This window comes from Pseudomonas sp. IPO3747, assembly GCF_013385245.1.
GTDB classification, from domain to species: Bacteria; Pseudomonadota; Gammaproteobacteria; order Pseudomonadales; family Pseudomonadaceae; genus Aquipseudomonas; species Aquipseudomonas edaphica.
The window spans coordinates 45061-60587 of the sequence record NZ_JACAQL010000031.1; the positions used below are offsets into that span (position 1 = coordinate 45061).

Annotated in this window: 21 protein-coding genes; 8 read left to right on the forward strand and 13 right to left on the reverse strand. The window is 60.8% G+C overall.

Annotated features, from left to right (window positions below; translation table 11 throughout):
- Positions 1–9 precede the first annotated feature (9 nt).
- From HX790_RS28535 to cysG, 4 genes are read left to right on the forward strand one after another with little or no spacing between them, the layout of a single operon-like run.
- Positions 10–1332, forward strand: coding sequence for a replication-associated recombination protein A (locus HX790_RS28535; protein ID WP_017137500.1), 1323 nt, complete (start codon positions 10–12; stop codon positions 1330–1332).
- Positions 1332–1706: a fluoride efflux transporter CrcB gene (gene crcB / locus HX790_RS28540; RefSeq protein ID WP_017137499.1), complete on the forward strand. Its 375-nt coding sequence runs from the start codon at positions 1332–1334 to the stop codon at positions 1704–1706. Before HX790_RS28535 ends, crcB begins: the two co-directional genes overlap by 1 nt.
- 16 nt (positions 1707–1722) lie before the next feature.
- Entirely contained in the window at positions 1723–3003 is a 1281-nt protein-coding gene (gene serS, locus HX790_RS28545) for a serine--tRNA ligase (RefSeq protein ID WP_017137498.1), read from the forward strand.
- A complete protein-coding gene (cysG, locus tag HX790_RS28550; RefSeq protein WP_017137497.1) occupies positions 3004–4398 on the forward strand; it encodes a siroheme synthase CysG in 1395 nt (464 codons plus the stop codon). It abuts the gene before it with no gap.
- A 167-nt stretch (positions 4399–4565) separates the two neighbouring features.
- On the opposite strand, the gene HX790_RS28555 is transcribed toward cysG, so the two are convergent.
- The 6 genes from HX790_RS28555 to tusD all read right to left on the reverse strand — a co-directional run bounded on the left by HX790_RS28555 (position 4566) and on the right by tusD (position 8002).
- Positions 4566–5561 (reverse strand): glutathione S-transferase family protein, encoded by a 996-nt coding sequence (locus HX790_RS28555; protein WP_176992573.1) that lies wholly within the window; start codon positions 5559–5561, stop codon positions 4566–4568.
- 88 nt (positions 5562–5649) lie between these two features.
- Complete coding sequence (locus HX790_RS28560; RefSeq protein ID WP_017136586.1) at positions 5650–6651, reverse strand: glycosyl transferase family protein; 1002 nt, start codon at positions 6649–6651, stop codon at positions 5650–5652.
- Complete coding sequence (locus HX790_RS28565; RefSeq protein ID WP_017136585.1) at positions 6648–6983, reverse strand: TusE/DsrC/DsvC family sulfur relay protein; 336 nt, start codon at positions 6981–6983, stop codon at positions 6648–6650. Before HX790_RS28565 ends, HX790_RS28560 begins: the two co-directional genes overlap by 4 nt.
- On the reverse strand, positions 6980–7258 hold the full coding sequence (tusB, locus tag HX790_RS28570; RefSeq protein ID WP_017136584.1) for a sulfurtransferase complex subunit TusB: 279 nt from the start codon (positions 7256–7258) through the stop codon (positions 6980–6982). Before tusB ends, HX790_RS28565 begins: the two co-directional genes overlap by 4 nt.
- Positions 7258–7608, reverse strand: a complete 351-nt coding sequence (tusC, locus tag HX790_RS28575) for a sulfurtransferase complex subunit TusC (RefSeq protein ID WP_017136583.1) — start codon at positions 7606–7608, stop codon at positions 7258–7260. Before tusC ends, tusB begins: the two co-directional genes overlap by 1 nt.
- Position 7609: 1 nt before the next feature.
- Positions 7610–8002, reverse strand: a complete 393-nt coding sequence (gene tusD / locus HX790_RS28580) for a sulfurtransferase complex subunit TusD (RefSeq protein WP_138453903.1) — start codon at positions 8000–8002, stop codon at positions 7610–7612.
- A 157-nt stretch (positions 8003–8159) separates the two neighbouring features.
- Between tusD and HX790_RS28585 the strand changes: the two genes are divergently transcribed.
- On the forward strand, positions 8160–9335 hold the full coding sequence (locus tag HX790_RS28585) for a CaiB/BaiF CoA-transferase family protein (protein ID WP_017136581.1): 1176 nt from the start codon (positions 8160–8162) through the stop codon (positions 9333–9335).
- A 24-nt stretch (positions 9336–9359) separates the two neighbouring features.
- Here HX790_RS28585 and HX790_RS28590 read toward each other — a convergent pair whose 3' ends face one another.
- Positions 9360–9854, reverse strand: a complete 495-nt coding sequence (locus HX790_RS28590) for a SprT family zinc-dependent metalloprotease (protein ID WP_026013658.1) — start codon at positions 9852–9854, stop codon at positions 9360–9362.
- A gap of 127 nt (positions 9855–9981) precedes the next feature.
- Positions 9982–10584: a Yip1 family protein gene (locus HX790_RS28595; protein WP_099548019.1), complete on the reverse strand. Its 603-nt coding sequence runs from the start codon at positions 10582–10584 to the stop codon at positions 9982–9984.
- 388 nt (positions 10585–10972) lie between these two features.
- Between HX790_RS28595 and ttcA the strand changes: the two genes are divergently transcribed.
- Complete coding sequence (gene ttcA, locus HX790_RS28600) at positions 10973–11797, forward strand: tRNA 2-thiocytidine(32) synthetase TtcA (RefSeq protein ID WP_017136579.1); 825 nt, start codon at positions 10973–10975, stop codon at positions 11795–11797.
- A 67-nt stretch (positions 11798–11864) separates the two neighbouring features.
- Positions 11865–12536, forward strand: a complete 672-nt coding sequence (locus tag HX790_RS28605; protein WP_017136578.1) for a DNA-3-methyladenine glycosylase I — start codon at positions 11865–11867, stop codon at positions 12534–12536.
- A gap of 103 nt (positions 12537–12639) precedes the next feature.
- On the opposite strand, the gene HX790_RS28610 is transcribed toward HX790_RS28605, so the two are convergent.
- The 3 genes from HX790_RS28610 to arsC are packed head-to-tail and all read right to left on the reverse strand — an operon-like array spanning position 12640 to position 14007.
- A complete protein-coding gene (locus HX790_RS28610) occupies positions 12640–13059 on the reverse strand; it encodes a DUF2069 domain-containing protein (RefSeq protein ID WP_017136577.1) in 420 nt (139 codons plus the stop codon).
- Positions 13043–13657 carry an NAD(P)H:quinone oxidoreductase gene (wrbA, locus tag HX790_RS28615; RefSeq protein WP_017136576.1) on the reverse strand — a complete coding sequence of 205 codons (615 nt, stop codon included), beginning with the start codon at positions 13655–13657 and terminating at the stop codon, positions 13043–13045. Before wrbA ends, HX790_RS28610 begins: the two co-directional genes overlap by 17 nt.
- Positions 13654–14007 (reverse strand): arsenate reductase (glutaredoxin), encoded by a 354-nt coding sequence (gene arsC / locus HX790_RS28620; protein WP_017136575.1) that lies wholly within the window; start codon positions 14005–14007, stop codon positions 13654–13656. Before arsC ends, wrbA begins: the two co-directional genes overlap by 4 nt.
- A gap of 116 nt (positions 14008–14123) precedes the next feature.
- On the opposite strand from arsC, the gene HX790_RS28625 reads away from it, so the two are divergent.
- A complete protein-coding gene (locus HX790_RS28625; protein WP_017136574.1) occupies positions 14124–14585 on the forward strand; it encodes a TlpA disulfide reductase family protein in 462 nt (153 codons plus the stop codon).
- A gap of 58 nt (positions 14586–14643) precedes the next feature.
- Here HX790_RS28625 and HX790_RS28630 read toward each other — a convergent pair whose 3' ends face one another.
- Entirely contained in the window at positions 14644–15045 is a 402-nt protein-coding gene (locus tag HX790_RS28630) for an META domain-containing protein (protein WP_017136573.1), read from the reverse strand.
- Positions 15042–15482, reverse strand: a complete 441-nt coding sequence (locus tag HX790_RS28635) for a hypothetical protein (RefSeq protein WP_017136572.1) — start codon at positions 15480–15482, stop codon at positions 15042–15044. The genes HX790_RS28630 and HX790_RS28635 overlap by 4 nt, the downstream gene beginning before the upstream one ends.
- Positions 15483–15527 lie beyond the last annotated feature (45 nt).

Below are 15527 nucleotides of genomic sequence, written 5' to 3' on the forward strand. Positions count from 1 at the left end.
ACGCTGCCCATGGATTTGTTTCGAAGTGACCCGATTGCTCAGCCTTTGGCGGCGCGTTTGCGCTCGACCAACCTGGATGAGTACGTCGGGCAGGAACACCTGCTCGCTCGCGGCAAGCCTTTGCGTGAAGCCCTGGAGCAGGGTGCGCTGCACTCGATGATTTTCTGGGGGCCGCCGGGCGTGGGTAAAACCACCCTGGCGCGGCTGCTGGCAAAAGTCTCGGATGCACATTTCGAAACGGTTTCGGCGGTACTGGCCGGGGTCAAAGAGATTCGCCAGGCGGTAGAAGTTGCCAAGCAACAGGCTGGGCAATACGGCAAGCGCACCATCCTGTTTGTCGACGAAGTGCATCGTTTCAACAAGTCGCAGCAAGACGCGTTTTTGCCGTATGTCGAAGACGGTACGTTAATCTTTATTGGCGCTACCACCGAAAACCCTTCGTTTGAACTCAACAATGCCTTGCTCTCGCGAGCGCGTGTCTATGTGCTCAAGAGCCTGGACGAAGCGGCGATGCAAAAGCTGCTGCATCGGGCTCTGAGCGAAGACAAGGGCTTGGGCAAGCGCCAGCTGAGCGTCAGCGAAGAAGGCTTCAAAATTCTGCTGGCCGCCGCCGATGGCGATGGTCGCCGCTTTCTGAACCTGCTGGAGAATGCCTCGGATTTGGCCGAAGACGGCCACGAGATTGGCGTCGACCTGTTGCAAAGCCTGCTCGGCGACACGCGCCGCCGTTTCGACAAGGGCGGCGAAGCCTTTTACGATCAGATCTCGGCACTGCACAAGTCTGTGCGCGGCTCCAACCCCGACGGCGCGTTGTACTGGTTTGCACGCATGATCGACGGCGGCTGCGACCCGCTGTACCTGGCGCGCCGCGTGGTACGCATGGCCAGCGAAGACATCGGCAACGCCGACCCGCGCGCCTTGAGCCTGTGCCTGGCCGCCTGGGATGTGCAGGAGCGCCTGGGTAGCCCGGAAGGCGAGTTGGCCGTGGCCCAGGCCATCACCTATCTGGCCTGCGCGCCAAAAAGCAACGCGGTGTACATGGGCTTCAAATCCGCCCTGCGCGCCGCTGCCGAATACGGCTCTCTTGAGGTGCCGATGCACCTGCGCAATGCGCCGACCAAGCTTATGAAACAGTTGGGTTATGGCGACGAATACCGCTATGCCCACGATGAGCCGGACGCCTACGCGGCCGGCGAAGACTACTTCCCCGATGAGCTTGAGCCCTTGCCGCTGTATCAGCCGGTGCCGCGTGGCCTGGAGCTGAAAATCGGTGAAAAGCTCAATCACCTGGCCCAACTCGACCGTCTCAGCCCAAAACAGCGGAGAAAGTAGTGCTCAAGACCATTCTTGCCGTGTCCGCCGCGGGCATCGCTGGTACATTATTGCGTTTCGCCACTGGCACTTGGGTCAGCGCCAATTGGCCGAAGCATTTTTATGCGGCCACTCTGGCGGTCAACCTGGTGGGTTGCCTGATTATCGGCCTGTTGTACGGCTGGTTCCTGTTGCGCCCCGAAGTGCCGATTGAGGTTCGCGCCGGCTTGATTGTCGGTTTTGTAGGCGGTCTTACGACCTTTTCATCCTTTTCACTGGATACGGTGCGCCTGCTGGAAAGCGGGCAAGCTTTGGTAGCTTTCGGTTACCTGGGCATCAGCGTGTTCGGCGGGCTGCTCGCCACCTGGGCTGGCCTGTCCTTGACCAAACTTTGATAAACGAGAGACCGACATGCTCGATTCCAAACTGTTACGTAGCAACCTTCAGGACGTAGCGGACCGCCTGGCATCCCGTGGCTTTGCCTTGGATGTTGCGCGCATCGAAGCGCTGGAAGAACAGCGCAAGACCGTCCAGACCCGCACCGAAGCACTGCAGGCTGAGCGTAATGCGCGTTCCAAATCCATCGGTCAGGCCAAGCAGCGTGGCGAAGACATCGCGCCGTTGATGGCGGACGTCGAGCGCATGGGCACCGAGCTGTCCGACGGCAAAGTCGAGCTGGAAGGCATTCAGACCGAGCTGGATTCGATCCTGCTGGGCATCCCGAATATTCCGCACGAATCCGTGCCCATTGGTGAAGACGAAGACGGCAACGTCGAAGTGCGCCGTTGGGGCACGCCAAAAGCCTTTGATTTCGAGATCAAGGATCACGTTGCGTTGGGCGAACTGACCGGCGGCCTGGATTTCGAAACCGCCGCCAAAATGTCCGGCGCACGCTTTGCTCTGCTGCGCGGCCCGATCGCTCGCATGCACCGTGCCCTGGCGCAGTTCATGATCAACCTGCACACCGCTGAACACGGCTACGAAGAAGCCTACACGCCGTATCTGGTGCAGGCGCCGGCGCTGATGGGCACCAGCCAATTGCCTAAGTTCGAGGAGGATCTGTTCAAGATCAGCCGCGACGGCGAAGCCGACCTGTACCTGATCCCGACCGCCGAAGTGTCGCTGACCAACATCGTCGCCGGCGAAATCCTCGACGCCAAGCAGCTGCCGATCAAGTTCGTGGCCCACAGCCCGTGCTTCCGTAGCGAAGCCGGCGCTTCGGGGCGTGACACGCGCGGCATGATCCGCCAGCACCAGTTCGACAAAGTTGAAATGGTGCAGGTTGTTGAACCGTCGACCTCCATGGAAGCCCTGGAAGGCCTGACCGCCAACGCCGAGCGCGTCCTGCAACTGCTGGAGCTGCCTTACCGCGTACTGGCGCTGTGCACCGGCGACATGGGTTTCAGCGCTGTAAAAACCTACGACCTCGAAGTGTGGGTGCCGAGCCAGGACAAGTACCGCGAAATTTCGTCGTGCTCCAACTGCGGTGATTTCCAGGCCCGTCGCATGCAGGCGCGTTTCCGCAACCCGGAAACCGGCAAGCCGGAACTGGTACACACCCTCAACGGTTCGGGCCTGGCCGTAGGCCGTACCCTGGTGGCCGTGCTGGAAAACTACCAGCAGGCCGACGGTTCCATCCGCGTGCCGGAAGTGCTCAAGCCGTACATGGGCGGCGTTGAGGTCATCGGCTAAATGGAATTTCTGCCGCTGTTTCATAACCTGCGCGGCAGTCGTGTGTTGGTCGTCGGTGGCGGGGAGATTGCCTTGCGCAAATCCCGGCTGCTGGCCGACGCCGGTGCGTTGCTGCGGGTGGTTGCTCCCCAGATCGAAGACCAGTTGCGAGAACTGGTGCTGGGCAGTGGCGGGGACCTGATTCTGCGCGGTTATCAGGAGGCAGACCTTGACGGCTGCGTGCTGATTATCGCGGCCACGGACGACGAGCCGCTGAACGCGCAAGTGTCCAGCGATGCCAAGCGCCGGTGCGTACCGGTCAATGTGGTGGACGCGCCAGCCCTGTGCAGCGTGATCTTCCCGGCGATTGTCGACCGTTCACCCTTGGTGATTGCGGTGTCCAGCGGCGGCGATGCGCCGGTGCTGGCGCGCTTGATCCGCGCCAAGCTGGAAACCTGGATTCCGTCGACTTATGGCCAGTTGGCCGGTTTGGCGGCGCGTTTTCGCGCCCAGGTCAAAGGTTTGTACCCGGATGTGCAGCAGCGTCGGGCCTTTTGGGAGGAGGTTTTCCAAGGCCCGATCGCCGACCGTCAATTGGCCGGGCAGGGCGATGAAGCTGAGCGTCTGTTGATCGAAAAGGTCAACGGCGCGCCGCCGTACGCGCCGGGTGAAGTCTATTTGGTCGGTGCAGGCCCAGGTGATCCGGACCTGCTGACCTTCCGCGCCTTGCGCCTGATGCAGCAAGCCGACGTGGTGCTGTATGACCGCCTGGTAGCGCCGGCGATTCTTGAGCTGTGCCGACGTGACGCCGAGCGTATCTACGTCGGCAAGCGTCGCGCCGACCATGCCGTGCCGCAGGACCAGATCAACCAGCAACTGGTGGACCTGGCCAAGCAGGGCAAGCGTGTGCTGCGACTCAAAGGTGGCGATCCGTTCATCTTCGGCCGTGGCGGCGAAGAGATCGAAGAACTGGCGGCCCATGGCATCCCGTTCCAGGTGGTGCCGGGGATCACGGCAGCCAGCGGTTGCGCGGCGTATGCGGGGATTCCGCTGACGCACCGTGACTATGCGCAGTCGGTGCGCTTTATCACCGGGCATTTAAAGAACGGGACCTCGGACCTGCCCTGGCATGACCTGGTGGGGCCGTCGCAAACGTTGGTGTTCTACATGGGCCTGATCGGCTTGCCGATCATCTGTGAGCAACTGATCAAGCACGGGCGCGCGGCAGATACCCCGGCGGCGTTGATCCAGCAGGGCACCACGTCCAACCAGCGCGTGTTTACCGGCACCCTGGCGGATTTGCCGCGCATGGTGGCGGAGCATGAAGTGCATGCGCCGACACTGGTGATCGTCGGTGAGGTGGTGGTGTTGCGCGAGAAACTCAAGTGGTTTGAAGGCGCGCAATCCCAGGTCTGACATCGCCGCTGTGGTGAGTGATCTTAATGTGGCGAGGGAGCTTGCTCCCGTTGGGCTGCGAAGCGGCCCTAAAACCAAACACCGCGTTTTGCCTGGCAGAACGCGGTGTTTTTATTGGGGCCGCTGCGCAGCCCAACGGGAGCAAGCTCCCTCGCCACAAGGTGTTTTCAGTTCCAGACACCTTTACCGCTCAACCGCGCCCGATCATGCTCGGCATCAAACCTCTGCAATGGCCCCTTCGGCACAATCCCGGTGGGGTTGATCGTCCGATGGCTCGCATAGTAATGCCCCTTGATATGCGCAAAATCCACCGTCTCGGCCACGCCCGGCCACTGATACAGCTCCCTTAGCCAGTTCGACAAATTCGGATAGTCGGCAATCCGGTGCAGGTTGCATTTGAAGTGGCTGTAATACACCGCATCAAAGCGAATCAGCGTGGTGAACAGCCGCACATCGGCCTCGGTCAGGTATTCACCGGCCAGGTAGCGCTGCTCAGCCAAGTGCTGTTCCAGGCAGTCCAGCTCGGTAAACACATCATCAAATGCGCTTTCATACGCCTGCTGCGAGGTGGCAAACCCTGCGCGGTACACGCCATTGTTCACCGCGGGGTAGATGCGCTCGTTCAACGTATCGATCGTCGAACGCAGGGCTTCGGGGTAGAAATCCAGAGTATTGCCGGTCAGCCCGTTAAACGCGCTGTTGAACATGCGGATGATCTCCGCTGATTCATTGCTGACGATGCGCTTGAGCTTCTTGTCCCACAGCACTGGCACGGTGACACGCCCGGTGTAATCGGCGGTGTCTGCGGTGTAGCGCTGGTGCATGAAGTCGAAGCCGTCGAGCTTATCGCCCGTCGAGCCGTGAGCCTTGTCGAAGGTCCAGCCATTTTCCAGCATCAGCCAACTGACCACAGACACGTCGATCAAGCTTTCCAAACCCTTGAGTTTGCGCAGGATCAGCGTGCGATGGGCCCACGGGCAGGCCAGTGAAACATACAGGTGATAGCGATCAGCCTCGGCTTTGAAACCACCGTCGCCGCTGGGGCCGGGCTCGCCATCGGCGGTCACCCAATTGCGCCGTTGCGCTTGCTCGCGCTGGAACGCGCCGTCTGCGCTACTTTCGTACCACTGGTCTTTCCAGTGTCCTTCGATCAGCAAACCCATGACTGGCTCCTTGGCTAATAAGCGTTGGAGCCCAGTCTAAAGGGATGAGTTCGAACTAAAAGCGCAAAGACCGGGCGGGAATCATCGATTAAATCGATTTGTCCCGCGCATCCCAGTATTGCTGGGCCAATTCGAACGCCTGTTCCCGAGCGTGGCCGAGGCCGCGCAGGGCCAGGGCCATGGTTGCGATCAGCGCGAGTTGCGGGTAACTGTCCTCGACATCACCGCGCCACAAGGCTTTTAAATGCTCGGGTTCCAGGCTGGCCGGTTTGACGTGCCGCTGGGCGGAGAGGGCGGGCCACTCTTCGTCCCAGCTCTGGCCACCGGTGGTGCCATACAAATGGCTGAGGGTGTCCGGGTTGATCTCGACTTCGCCGCCATCTCCCTTCACCACAATCACATTATCGCCCAGCAGGCCGCTGGCATCGCGGTGTACGCCCTGGTAACCGGGGTGGAAAATGCTTTGCAGGCCGCAACGTGCATTCAGCGGGTTGAGCAGGCGCGCCAGGGAGTGAATCGGTGAGCGCAGGCCCAAGGTGTTACGCAAATCGATCATGCGTTGCAGTTGTGGCGCCCAGTCACCCAGCGGGATAAACGCCAGGTTGCCTTGCTCGAACGCCGTCTCGACCTGTTGCCAATTGCGACACAGCGGGATTTGCAGGCCTTGCAACAATTGCTCGGTGTACAAGCGGCCCGCCGTATGGGCACCACCGCCGTGCATCAGAATGCGCACCCCGTTTTGCGCCAGGCACTTGGCCGCCAACAGATACCACGGCAGATGACGTTTTTTACCGGCGTAGGTCGGCCAATCGACATCCACATTCAGCGCTGGCGCATTCAGGCGCTCGCGCACGGCTTCGGTGAAACCGGCGAGCTCTTCCGGGCTTTCTTCCTTATGGCGCAGCAGCATCAGGAAGGCGCCGAGCTGGGTGTCTTCGACTTTTTCGTCGAGCAACATGCCCATGGCTTCGCGGGCTTCCTCACGGGTGAGGTTGCGCGCGCCGCGCTTGCCTTTGCCCAGGATGCGCACGAACTGCGCAAACGGGTGCTCGGCGGGGGGTTCAAGGGTCAGCGGGGCAAAGTCGGTCATAAGCAATTCGTCGGCCTGGGCAGGCCCGCCAGCTTGGCGGCAAGTTTGGCGGGGGTGCCATTGAAGAGTTTGTTGAGGTGCAGGCTGTTGCCCTTGTCCGTGCCGAGCTTTAAAGCGGTGTACTTGATCAACGGGCGTGTGGCCGGGGACAGCTGAAATTCTGCGTAAAACCCGCGCAGCAGTTCGAGGATTTCCCAATGTTCGGCGGTCAATTCCAGGGATTCAGCGGCGGCCAGGGCATTGGCCACGTCGATGGACCAGTCATCCAGGTCGACGAGGTAGCCGTCCTTGTCCAGTTCCAGCGTGCGTTCGCCTACGGTCAGGGTGTTCATAGCCAGGTGTTGACCTTGCTGTAGTCGATCGACAGCTGCACAAAACCTGGGTAATCGACGCTGTCGGCCCAGTCCGGCAGGGGCAGGTTGCGTGCCTGCATGTCTTCGGCCAGGACAAAGACCTTCACGCCCCGGGTTTGCAGGGCTGCGTTGTGCAGGCCGTAGGCGCCATCGCCACACAGCAGGATAGCGTCCTCGGCGCCGCACACGCGCAGGCAACTGGCCAGGCGGCTATCGGTAAACGGGGAGTGAGATACCACATGCAAAGTCGACATCAGAGGGTCATCACCTGGTCATAACGGTCAATCAATTCGGCGATCGCGGCGCTGTCCAGCGCCTGCGCGCTGGCAGGTGTTGCGAGGCTGCGTTCGGCAAGGCTGTGGCTGCAAGCAAACACCTCATCAATGCCGAACAGGCCCAACGCCTGCAGGTTGGCGCTGAGGTCTTTTTGCTGCACGGCCTTGGCATCCTGATGGGTTGCCAGCTGGAACACGCCATCGTCCATAAACAGCAGGCCGATCGGCAGGTCAAAAGCGCCACCGGCCAATACGACATCCAGCGCCTCGCGCGCACTTGGCCCGGACCACGGTGCCTGGCGGCTGATCACCAATAAAGACTTGGCCATCTCACGGCCCTCCAAAACAGATCAGGCGGTCGGCAGCCTGGATGGCGTCATGCAACTGCCCCAGGCCCGACAACGCCCACGGCGCGTCGAGGTTCACCGCGCTGCGTTGATAACGCGTGGCTTCCTCAGTATTGAGTACGCCACGGCGCAAGGCGGCGGCGATGCACACCACGCCGTCGAGCTGATGCAGGCTGACAAACTCACGCCACTTGCGGGCAATGTCCTGCTCATCCTGGGGCGCAACGATGTTATTGGCAGCGCTGTACACGCCGTCCTGATAAAAAAACAGCCGCACAATCTCATGCCCACCGGCAAGCGCTGCCTGGGCGAACAGCAAGGCGCGGCGCGAGGAGGGCGCATGGGCGGCGGAAAATACTGCAATCGCAAACTTCATGGAACACTCTGCAAGCAAACCTGAGCCAATGATAAAGCCGCCGCCGCGAAAAAGCCCGCCGTGATCAAAACGGTCACTGTCGCTGATCGTTCTGACGATTGCCGCCAGGCGCAAGGCTGCCTAGGCTGTGGGCAGTCGCTACCCAAATGGAGTCTTTATGTCAGGTCCCTTGGCGTCCCTCAAAGTGCTGGATTTTTCCACCTTGCTGCCTGGCCCGTTCGCGTCCTTGTTGCTGGCGGACATGGGTGCCGAGGTGCTGCGTATTGAATCGCCCACGCGTATGGACCTGTTACGCGTGCTGCCGCCCCATGACCAGGGCACCTCGGCGAGCCACGCATACCTCAATCGCAACAAGCGCAGCCTGGCACTGGACCTCAAGCAGGCCGAGGCGCTGCAGATCGTGCGTGAGCTGGTCAAGGACTATGACATTGTCCTTGAGCAATTCCGGCCTGGGGTAATGGAGCGTCTGGGCCTGGGTTATGAGGCGCTGAAGGCGCTCAACCCCCGGCTGATTTATGTGTCGATCACCGGCTACGGTCAAACCGGGCCTTATAAAGACCGCGCCGGGCACGATATCAACTACCTCGCGTTGGCCGGCGTGGCCAGTTACACCGGCCGCCAGGACAGCGGGCCGTTGCCGCTGGGCGTGCAATTGGCGGATGTCGGCGGTGGTTCGTTGCACGCGGTGGTGGGGTTGCTCGCCGCCGTGATTGCCCGCCAGCACAGTGGCGTCGGCCAATACCTGGATGTGAGCATGACCGACTGCTCGTTCAGCCTGAATGCCATGGCCGGTGCGGGCTACCTGGCCTGTGGGGTCGAACCGGATTGGGAGAGCCATGTGCTCAACGGCGGCAGCTTCTACGATTACTATCGCACGCGTGATGGGCGCTGGATGTCGGTGGGTAGCCTGGAACCGGCGTTTATGCGGCAATTGTGCGAAACGTTGGGAAGGCCGGAGCTGGCCATGCAAAGCTTGAAACCCGAGCAGCAAAAAGCCCTGAAGCTGGCGTTACAGGTCGAGTTTGAGAAGCGCAGCTTTGACGAGCTGTGTGAGTTGTTCGCCGGGGTGGATGCGTGTGTCGAACCGGTGCTGAGCCTGAGTGAAGCGCTGGAGCACCCACAGTTGAAGGCGCGCGAGCTGGTCAGCCAGGTGCCACGGGGTGATGGCTCGACCCAGGCGCAACTGGCTTGCCCGCTGAAGTTTTCCGAGGGGTTGCCGCAGCCTCGGCATATTGGCGTGGCGGTGGGGGCGCACAGTGATGAAGTGCTGGCTGGGTTGGGGCTCAGTGCTCAGCGGATAGACGAGTTGCGGCGGGCCAAGGTTGTTGGGTGACTGATCGGGCCTGCGATGAGGCCCTTACTCCACCCGAGTTTCCCCGGTGAATACCAAGGTGTGCCGACACCGCCTGCACAAATACCGCCGCCCCTGATTCACCAGCCCATGCCGCTGGGCCGAAAACGGGAAATCGCTGTCGGCACACGGGCAGCGATAGATATACCGGGTCACTTGGCGGCGCTTGATCTCATAGGTGTGGCAACGATCCGGCGGCAGTTCGTAAACCCCGCGCATGATCAGCTGCCATTCCTCGCCATGGGGTTGGATGCGCTCGCCAAACAACTGGTGGGCGATCAGATGCGCCACCTCATGGGCCACGGTCTGTTTGAGGAAGTGCTGGCTGTTTTCGCGGTACAACTGTGGGTTGAAGCGCAGCAGGTTCTCGTGCAAATGCGCGACACCGGCCTTCTGGCCCCGCAGCTTGAGGCTGACCTGGGGGCGTTTGAAGCTTCGTTTAAAAAATGATTCGGCTTGTAGGAAACAATCTTCGACGCGGGTATTGAGTTGCTCGGGCATGCTGACCATATCTCCAGAGACGTCCAGTATGCCGCAAAAGCAGGTGTTTCCGAATCTGTCAGGCGCCGAATGGTCATGCATGACGCACAAAGCCACCTTGCGGTGGCTTTGCCTGCGGTTGATCAGCTTAGTTGGTGTAGATCGGGCCTACGCCCAGCCCCCAGACGATCACGGTAAACGCCATGATTGCCACCAGTACCACCAGGCCCACGGCCAAAACCGAGCTGGAAAACAGAAAGCCCTCGTCCGGGTCGATGTTCATAAACGTCGGCAGCCCCACATACAGCAAGTACACCGTGTAACAGATAGCCGCCGTGCCCACGACCATGCCCAGCCACATATGCGGATAGAGCGCCGCCAGCCCGCCGATAAACAGCGGGGTCGCGGTGTAGGTGGCAAACGCTACGCAGCGCGCCATGCTGGGGCTGGCGTCGTAGGTGCGGGCCATCCAATGGATGAATGCGCCCATCACCGCCACGCCGCCGAGCATCGCCGCGTAGGACATGAGGGTCATCCACAACGCACTTTCCTGGGTCAACATGACCGGGGCGCGGCTGCCGATCACCCAGCCGACCCGGGTGGTGCCGATAAAGGCCGATACGGCGGGGATCGCCGCGAGAATCAAAGTGTGAGTGAGGTACATGTGGCCGATACTTTCTTCCTTATCGCCACGAATTTCCCGCCATTCCTGGTCGGGATGGGTAAACAGCCCCACGACGTGATGGATCATGCCAGTCACTCCTGTCGTTATTACCATCGCCCCCCATCGGAGCGCCCACGGGCCAAATGGCCACATAAGGTCCTGGATAGTTGTGCGACCTTACGTCGCAGTATAGGAAGTGATGACCTGAAAAACTGTAGGGCTTTAGAGCAAATTGCGCTGTAAACATGGGCGCTAATCGCGCTGAGGTCTGTCAGTGACCACTGGTCCTACTGTGGGAGCTGGCTTGTCGGGTCGCCGCATCGCTGCGATAGCGGTGGATCAGTGATGTATTAGTTGCTGACACACCGCCATCGCAGGCAAGCCAGCTCCCACATTGGATCGGCGTCGCCCATTGAAGTATTTTTGCGTAAAATGCTGCGCTTTTCGTCACACACCTCTAGCGGATCCAAGCGCCATGGGCACTCTTACGGTCAACCAGAACAAACTGCAAAAACGCCTGCGTCGCCTGGCCGGGGAAGCGGTCGCCGATTTCAACATGATCGAGGACGGCGACAAGGTCATGGTCTGCCTCTCCGGCGGCAAAGACAGCTACACCCTGCTCGACGTGCTGCTGCACCTGCAAAAGGTCGCGCCGATCCAGTTCGAGATCGTCGCCGTCAATATGGACCAGAAACAACCGGGCTTCCCCGAACACGTGCTGCCGGCCTACTTGAAAGACCTGGGCGTCGAGTACCACATTGTCGAAAAAGACACCTACTCGGTGGTCAAGGAGCTGATCCCAGAGGGCAAAACTACCTGCTCGCTGTGCTCACGCCTGCGCCGTGGCACGCTCTACACCTTTGCCGATGAGATCGGCGCGACCAAGATGGCCCTGGGGCATCACCGTGATGACATCGTTGAGACCTTCTTCCTCAATATGTTCTTCAACGGCTCGCTCAAGGCCATGCCGCCCAAGCTGCGTGCCGATGACGGGCGCAACGTGGTGATCCGCCCGCTGGCGTATTGCAACGAGAAAGACATCCAGGCCTACTCCGACTTCAAGCAATTCCCGATCATCCCGTGCAACCTGTGCGGCTCCCAGGAAAACCTGCAGCGCCAGGTGGTCAAGGAGATGCTGGTGGACTGGGAGCGCAAAACCCCAGGCCGCACCGAAAGCATCTTCCGTAGCTTGCAGAATGTGCAGCCGTCGCAACTGGCCGACCGCAACCTGTTCGATTTCACCAGCCTTAAAATTGACGAGACCGCCGCTTCGCGCTTCGTCAATGTGGTGAACCTCTAAGACGTTTCAATGCTCTGAAAGACGGCGCTCACGGGCGCCGTTTTCAATTCAACTGCCAGGAGAGGGCATGCGCGATTACAAGTGGCTGCACGAATATTGTCTGAACCGCTTTGGTTCAGCGGCCGAGCTGGAAGCCCACCTGCCTGTACCCAAGACCCCGGCGCAATTGCGCAAGATCAGTGATGATCGCTACCTGTCGACCCTGGCGCTGCGCGTATTTCGCGCGGGTTTGAAGCACAGTGTGGTGGATGCCAAATGGCCGGCGTTCGAGCAGGTGTTCTTCGGCTTCGATCCGGAAAAAGTCGTGCTGATGGGCGCCGAACATCTGGAGCGCCTTATGCAGGACGCGCGCATCATCCGTCACCTGGGCAAGCTCAAGAGCGTGCCGCGCAATGCGCAGATGATGCTGGATATCGAGCAGGAAAAAGGCAGCTTCGGCGCGTTTATCGCCGACTGGCCGGTGACCGATATCGTCAGCTTGTGGAAGTACTTGAGCAAGCACGGTCACCAGTTGGGCGGGCTGTCGGCGCCGCGCTTTTTGCGCATGGTCGGCAAGGATACGTTTGTGCCGAGTGATGACGTGGTCGCGGCCTTGAATGCACAGAAGATCGTCGACAAGGCGCCGACCAGCCTGCGGGACTTGGCGACGGTGCAGGGCGCGTTTAACCAATGGCACGCCGAGAGTGGGCGGCCGATGTGTCAGTTGTCGATGATGCTGGCCTACACGGTGAATCATTGAGACTGAGTTGATCCGATCGCAGGCAAGCCAGCTCCCACAGGGAAATGCATTCCAAGTGTGGGAGCTGGCTTGTCGGGTCGCCGCATCGCTGCGATAGCGGTCTTCAGGCAGGCTGCAAATCTTCCGCCAACCGCCGATTCAACTGATGCCGCCACCGCACATACAACAGCGCGGAACAAAACACCGCCAGACTCGCCAGCATCTCCAGCACCCCGAACCACTGCCGGTTCGGGTCATATGCCGCCAGTGCGCCCTTGATGAAATACAGGTTCACCACAAAACACATCCACGAATGCCCGCGCGCGCTACCCAGCAGCATGCCCGGCGCCAGCACCAGCAGTGGCACCAGCTCGATCAGCAGGATCACCCACGGGCGCGCACCGTGCAGGTCGGCGATGAACAGGTAATTCACGCACAGCAAGCCCACCAGCCCTAAAAAAGCCACCAGGCTCAGTACGCGTGCCACCTTGACCCGTGGTTCCAGCCACGCCTGGGGCGGCAGGACCTTAGGCTTTCTGGCCACGGCCGTTCTCCAGCAGCGTGGCGGTGGTGGCAAGACGCAGGCCGAGTGCCCGGCACAGGGTGATTTCGTGCTGATCAAGCATGCGTTTGCCGTCCGGCCCGGAATGGTGGCTGGCGCCATATGGCGTGCCGCCGCCCTGGGTGTCGAGCAAGGCTTGTTCGCTGTAGGGCAGGCCGGTGATCAGCATGCCGTGGTGCAGCAGCGGCAGCAGCATCGACATCAGTGTGGTTTCCTGGCCGCCGTGCAGGCTGGCGGTGGAGGTGAACACGCCGGCTGGCTTGCCGACGAGTGCGCCGGTGAGCCACAGGTTGCTGGTGCCATCGAGGAAGTACTTGAGCGGCGCGGCCATGTTGCCAAAGCGCGTCGGGCTGCCCAGGGCCAGGCCCGAGCAATTCTTCAGATCATCCAGGCTTGCATACAACGCGCCTTCGTCCGGGATGCTCGGCGCCACGGCTTCGCACTCGGTGGAAATCGCCGGTACGGTGCGCAGGCGGGCTTCGAGGCCGCCTTGCTCGATGCCGCGGGCAATCTGCCGAGCCATTTCGCTGACCGAGCCATTGCGGCTGTAATACAGCACCAGCACATAGGGCGCGGTCACGGCAGCAACTCCAGCACGTTTTCCGGTGGGCGGCCGATGATGGCTTTTTCGGCGGTTGCCAGGATCGGGCGTTCCATCAGCTTCGGGTGCTCGGCAATCGCGGCAATCAACTGCGCCTCGCTGAGGCTGGCGTCGGCCAGGTTGAGGGTTTTGTATTCGTCTTCGCCGGTGCGCAGCAGTTGGCGTGCGCTGATCCCCAGTTTTCTGAGCAAGGCCTTGAGTTGCGCGGCGTCCAGCGGCGTTTCGAGGTAGCGCACAACGGTCGGGGTCAGGCCGCGGGCTTCGAGCAGTTCAAGCGCACCGCGCGATTTCGAGCAGCGCGGGTTGTGATAAAGCGTCAGATCGGTCATGTGCGGGTCGCATCTTGCGTAAGGTGGCGGGTATTCTACCTGCGCGGCGACCCGTCCTTAAACCGTAAGAGGCGATAGGTCGCAGCCAACGTTCATTTTTTGCGAAGGATTTCCCCATGACTAGGCGACTGATCGGTGCATTGGCGATCATCACAACCCTGCTGCTCAGCGGCTGCGGTAACGATTACGGCGTTGACCAATATGGCAAGAAAGTGGCGGCCGAACGCCTGGACAAACAATGGGTGGTGGTCAATTACTGGGCCGAATGGTGTGGCCCGTGCCGCACGGAAATTCCGGAACTGAACACCTTGGCCGAACAGTTGAAAGGCCAGAACGTGGGGGTGTTCGGGGTCAATTTCGACAACGTGCAGGGTGAAGAACTTAAGGCCGCCAGCGAGAAGCTGGGGATCAAGTTCACGGTGCTGGCGCAGAACCCGGAAGAGATTTTCGATATTCCGCGCAGCGAGGCGCTGCCGGTGACTTACATCATTGATGACAAAGGCAAGGTGCGTGAACAGCTGATGGGTGAGCAGACGGCAGAAGGCGTGTTGGCCAAGCTCAAAGCCCTGCGTGGTTAAATCTGTGGGAGCAGGCAAGCCAGCTCCCACAGAAAAGCCGATCCAGTCTGACTTTGGATCAGCCTTCTTCCAGCCACAGTCGAATCGGCTTGCCTTCAGCCGGCCAGAACCGGGTTTGCTCGATCGGTGAGATATCCCAGCGCTGCACACCTTGCAGGGCCTGGAAGAAGCGGTGCTCCTGCTCCATCAAGGCTTCGGCGCAGAGTTTGCGGGTGCTGCCGATCTTGCCGAAACTGAGCGTCCGGCCTTCGACGGTGTACGGCGCAAACCAGTGGTTGCAGCCGCCATTGCCGTAGGCGCGGCCATCGGCGCCGAGGGTGACGGTCAGGTGCGCGTAATCCATCAACGGCCGTTCGCCAATCCACTCCACCACGTAGCTGTGGTCTTGCTGCAGCTTTACCGCGTCACCGGCACAGCCCGTCAGGGCCACACCGAGGGCGGCGAGCAGCACGCCTTTCATTGCGCAGCCTGCTGGCATTTCGGGCAGCGGTGCTTGTCGCCTTCGCTGGCCCAGCCCAGTTCCTTGATGCGCGCATTGGCGGCCGGTTGCAGCGGCTCTTTGGCCAGCTTGGTTTCCACGGCGAATTCAAACTCCAGCAGGCTGTCGCAGCTGTCGCAGTTGACCTTCCAGGTGTGAATTTCCAGCTCGCCGAATTTCGGCCCCTGGGCCATGGCGACCCACTGGCCCGCCGGGCGAATGGAATAGCGCGCGTCACCTTCGACGGTCAGGCGCATCGACAGGGTTTTACTGCCGCGCAGGGTGACGATCAAGACGTCGCCATGCTTGATCGAACCACCGTTGCCGGTGACCTGGTAACGGCCCGGCACCAGGGCGCGGCATTCGATCAGGGTGTGTTGCGGGCTCAGCAAGCTGAAGCGGAAATCGTGTTCGGCCATGGATCCTCCAAATAGGCGCGGCATCCTATCACGGGTGCCGGCCTA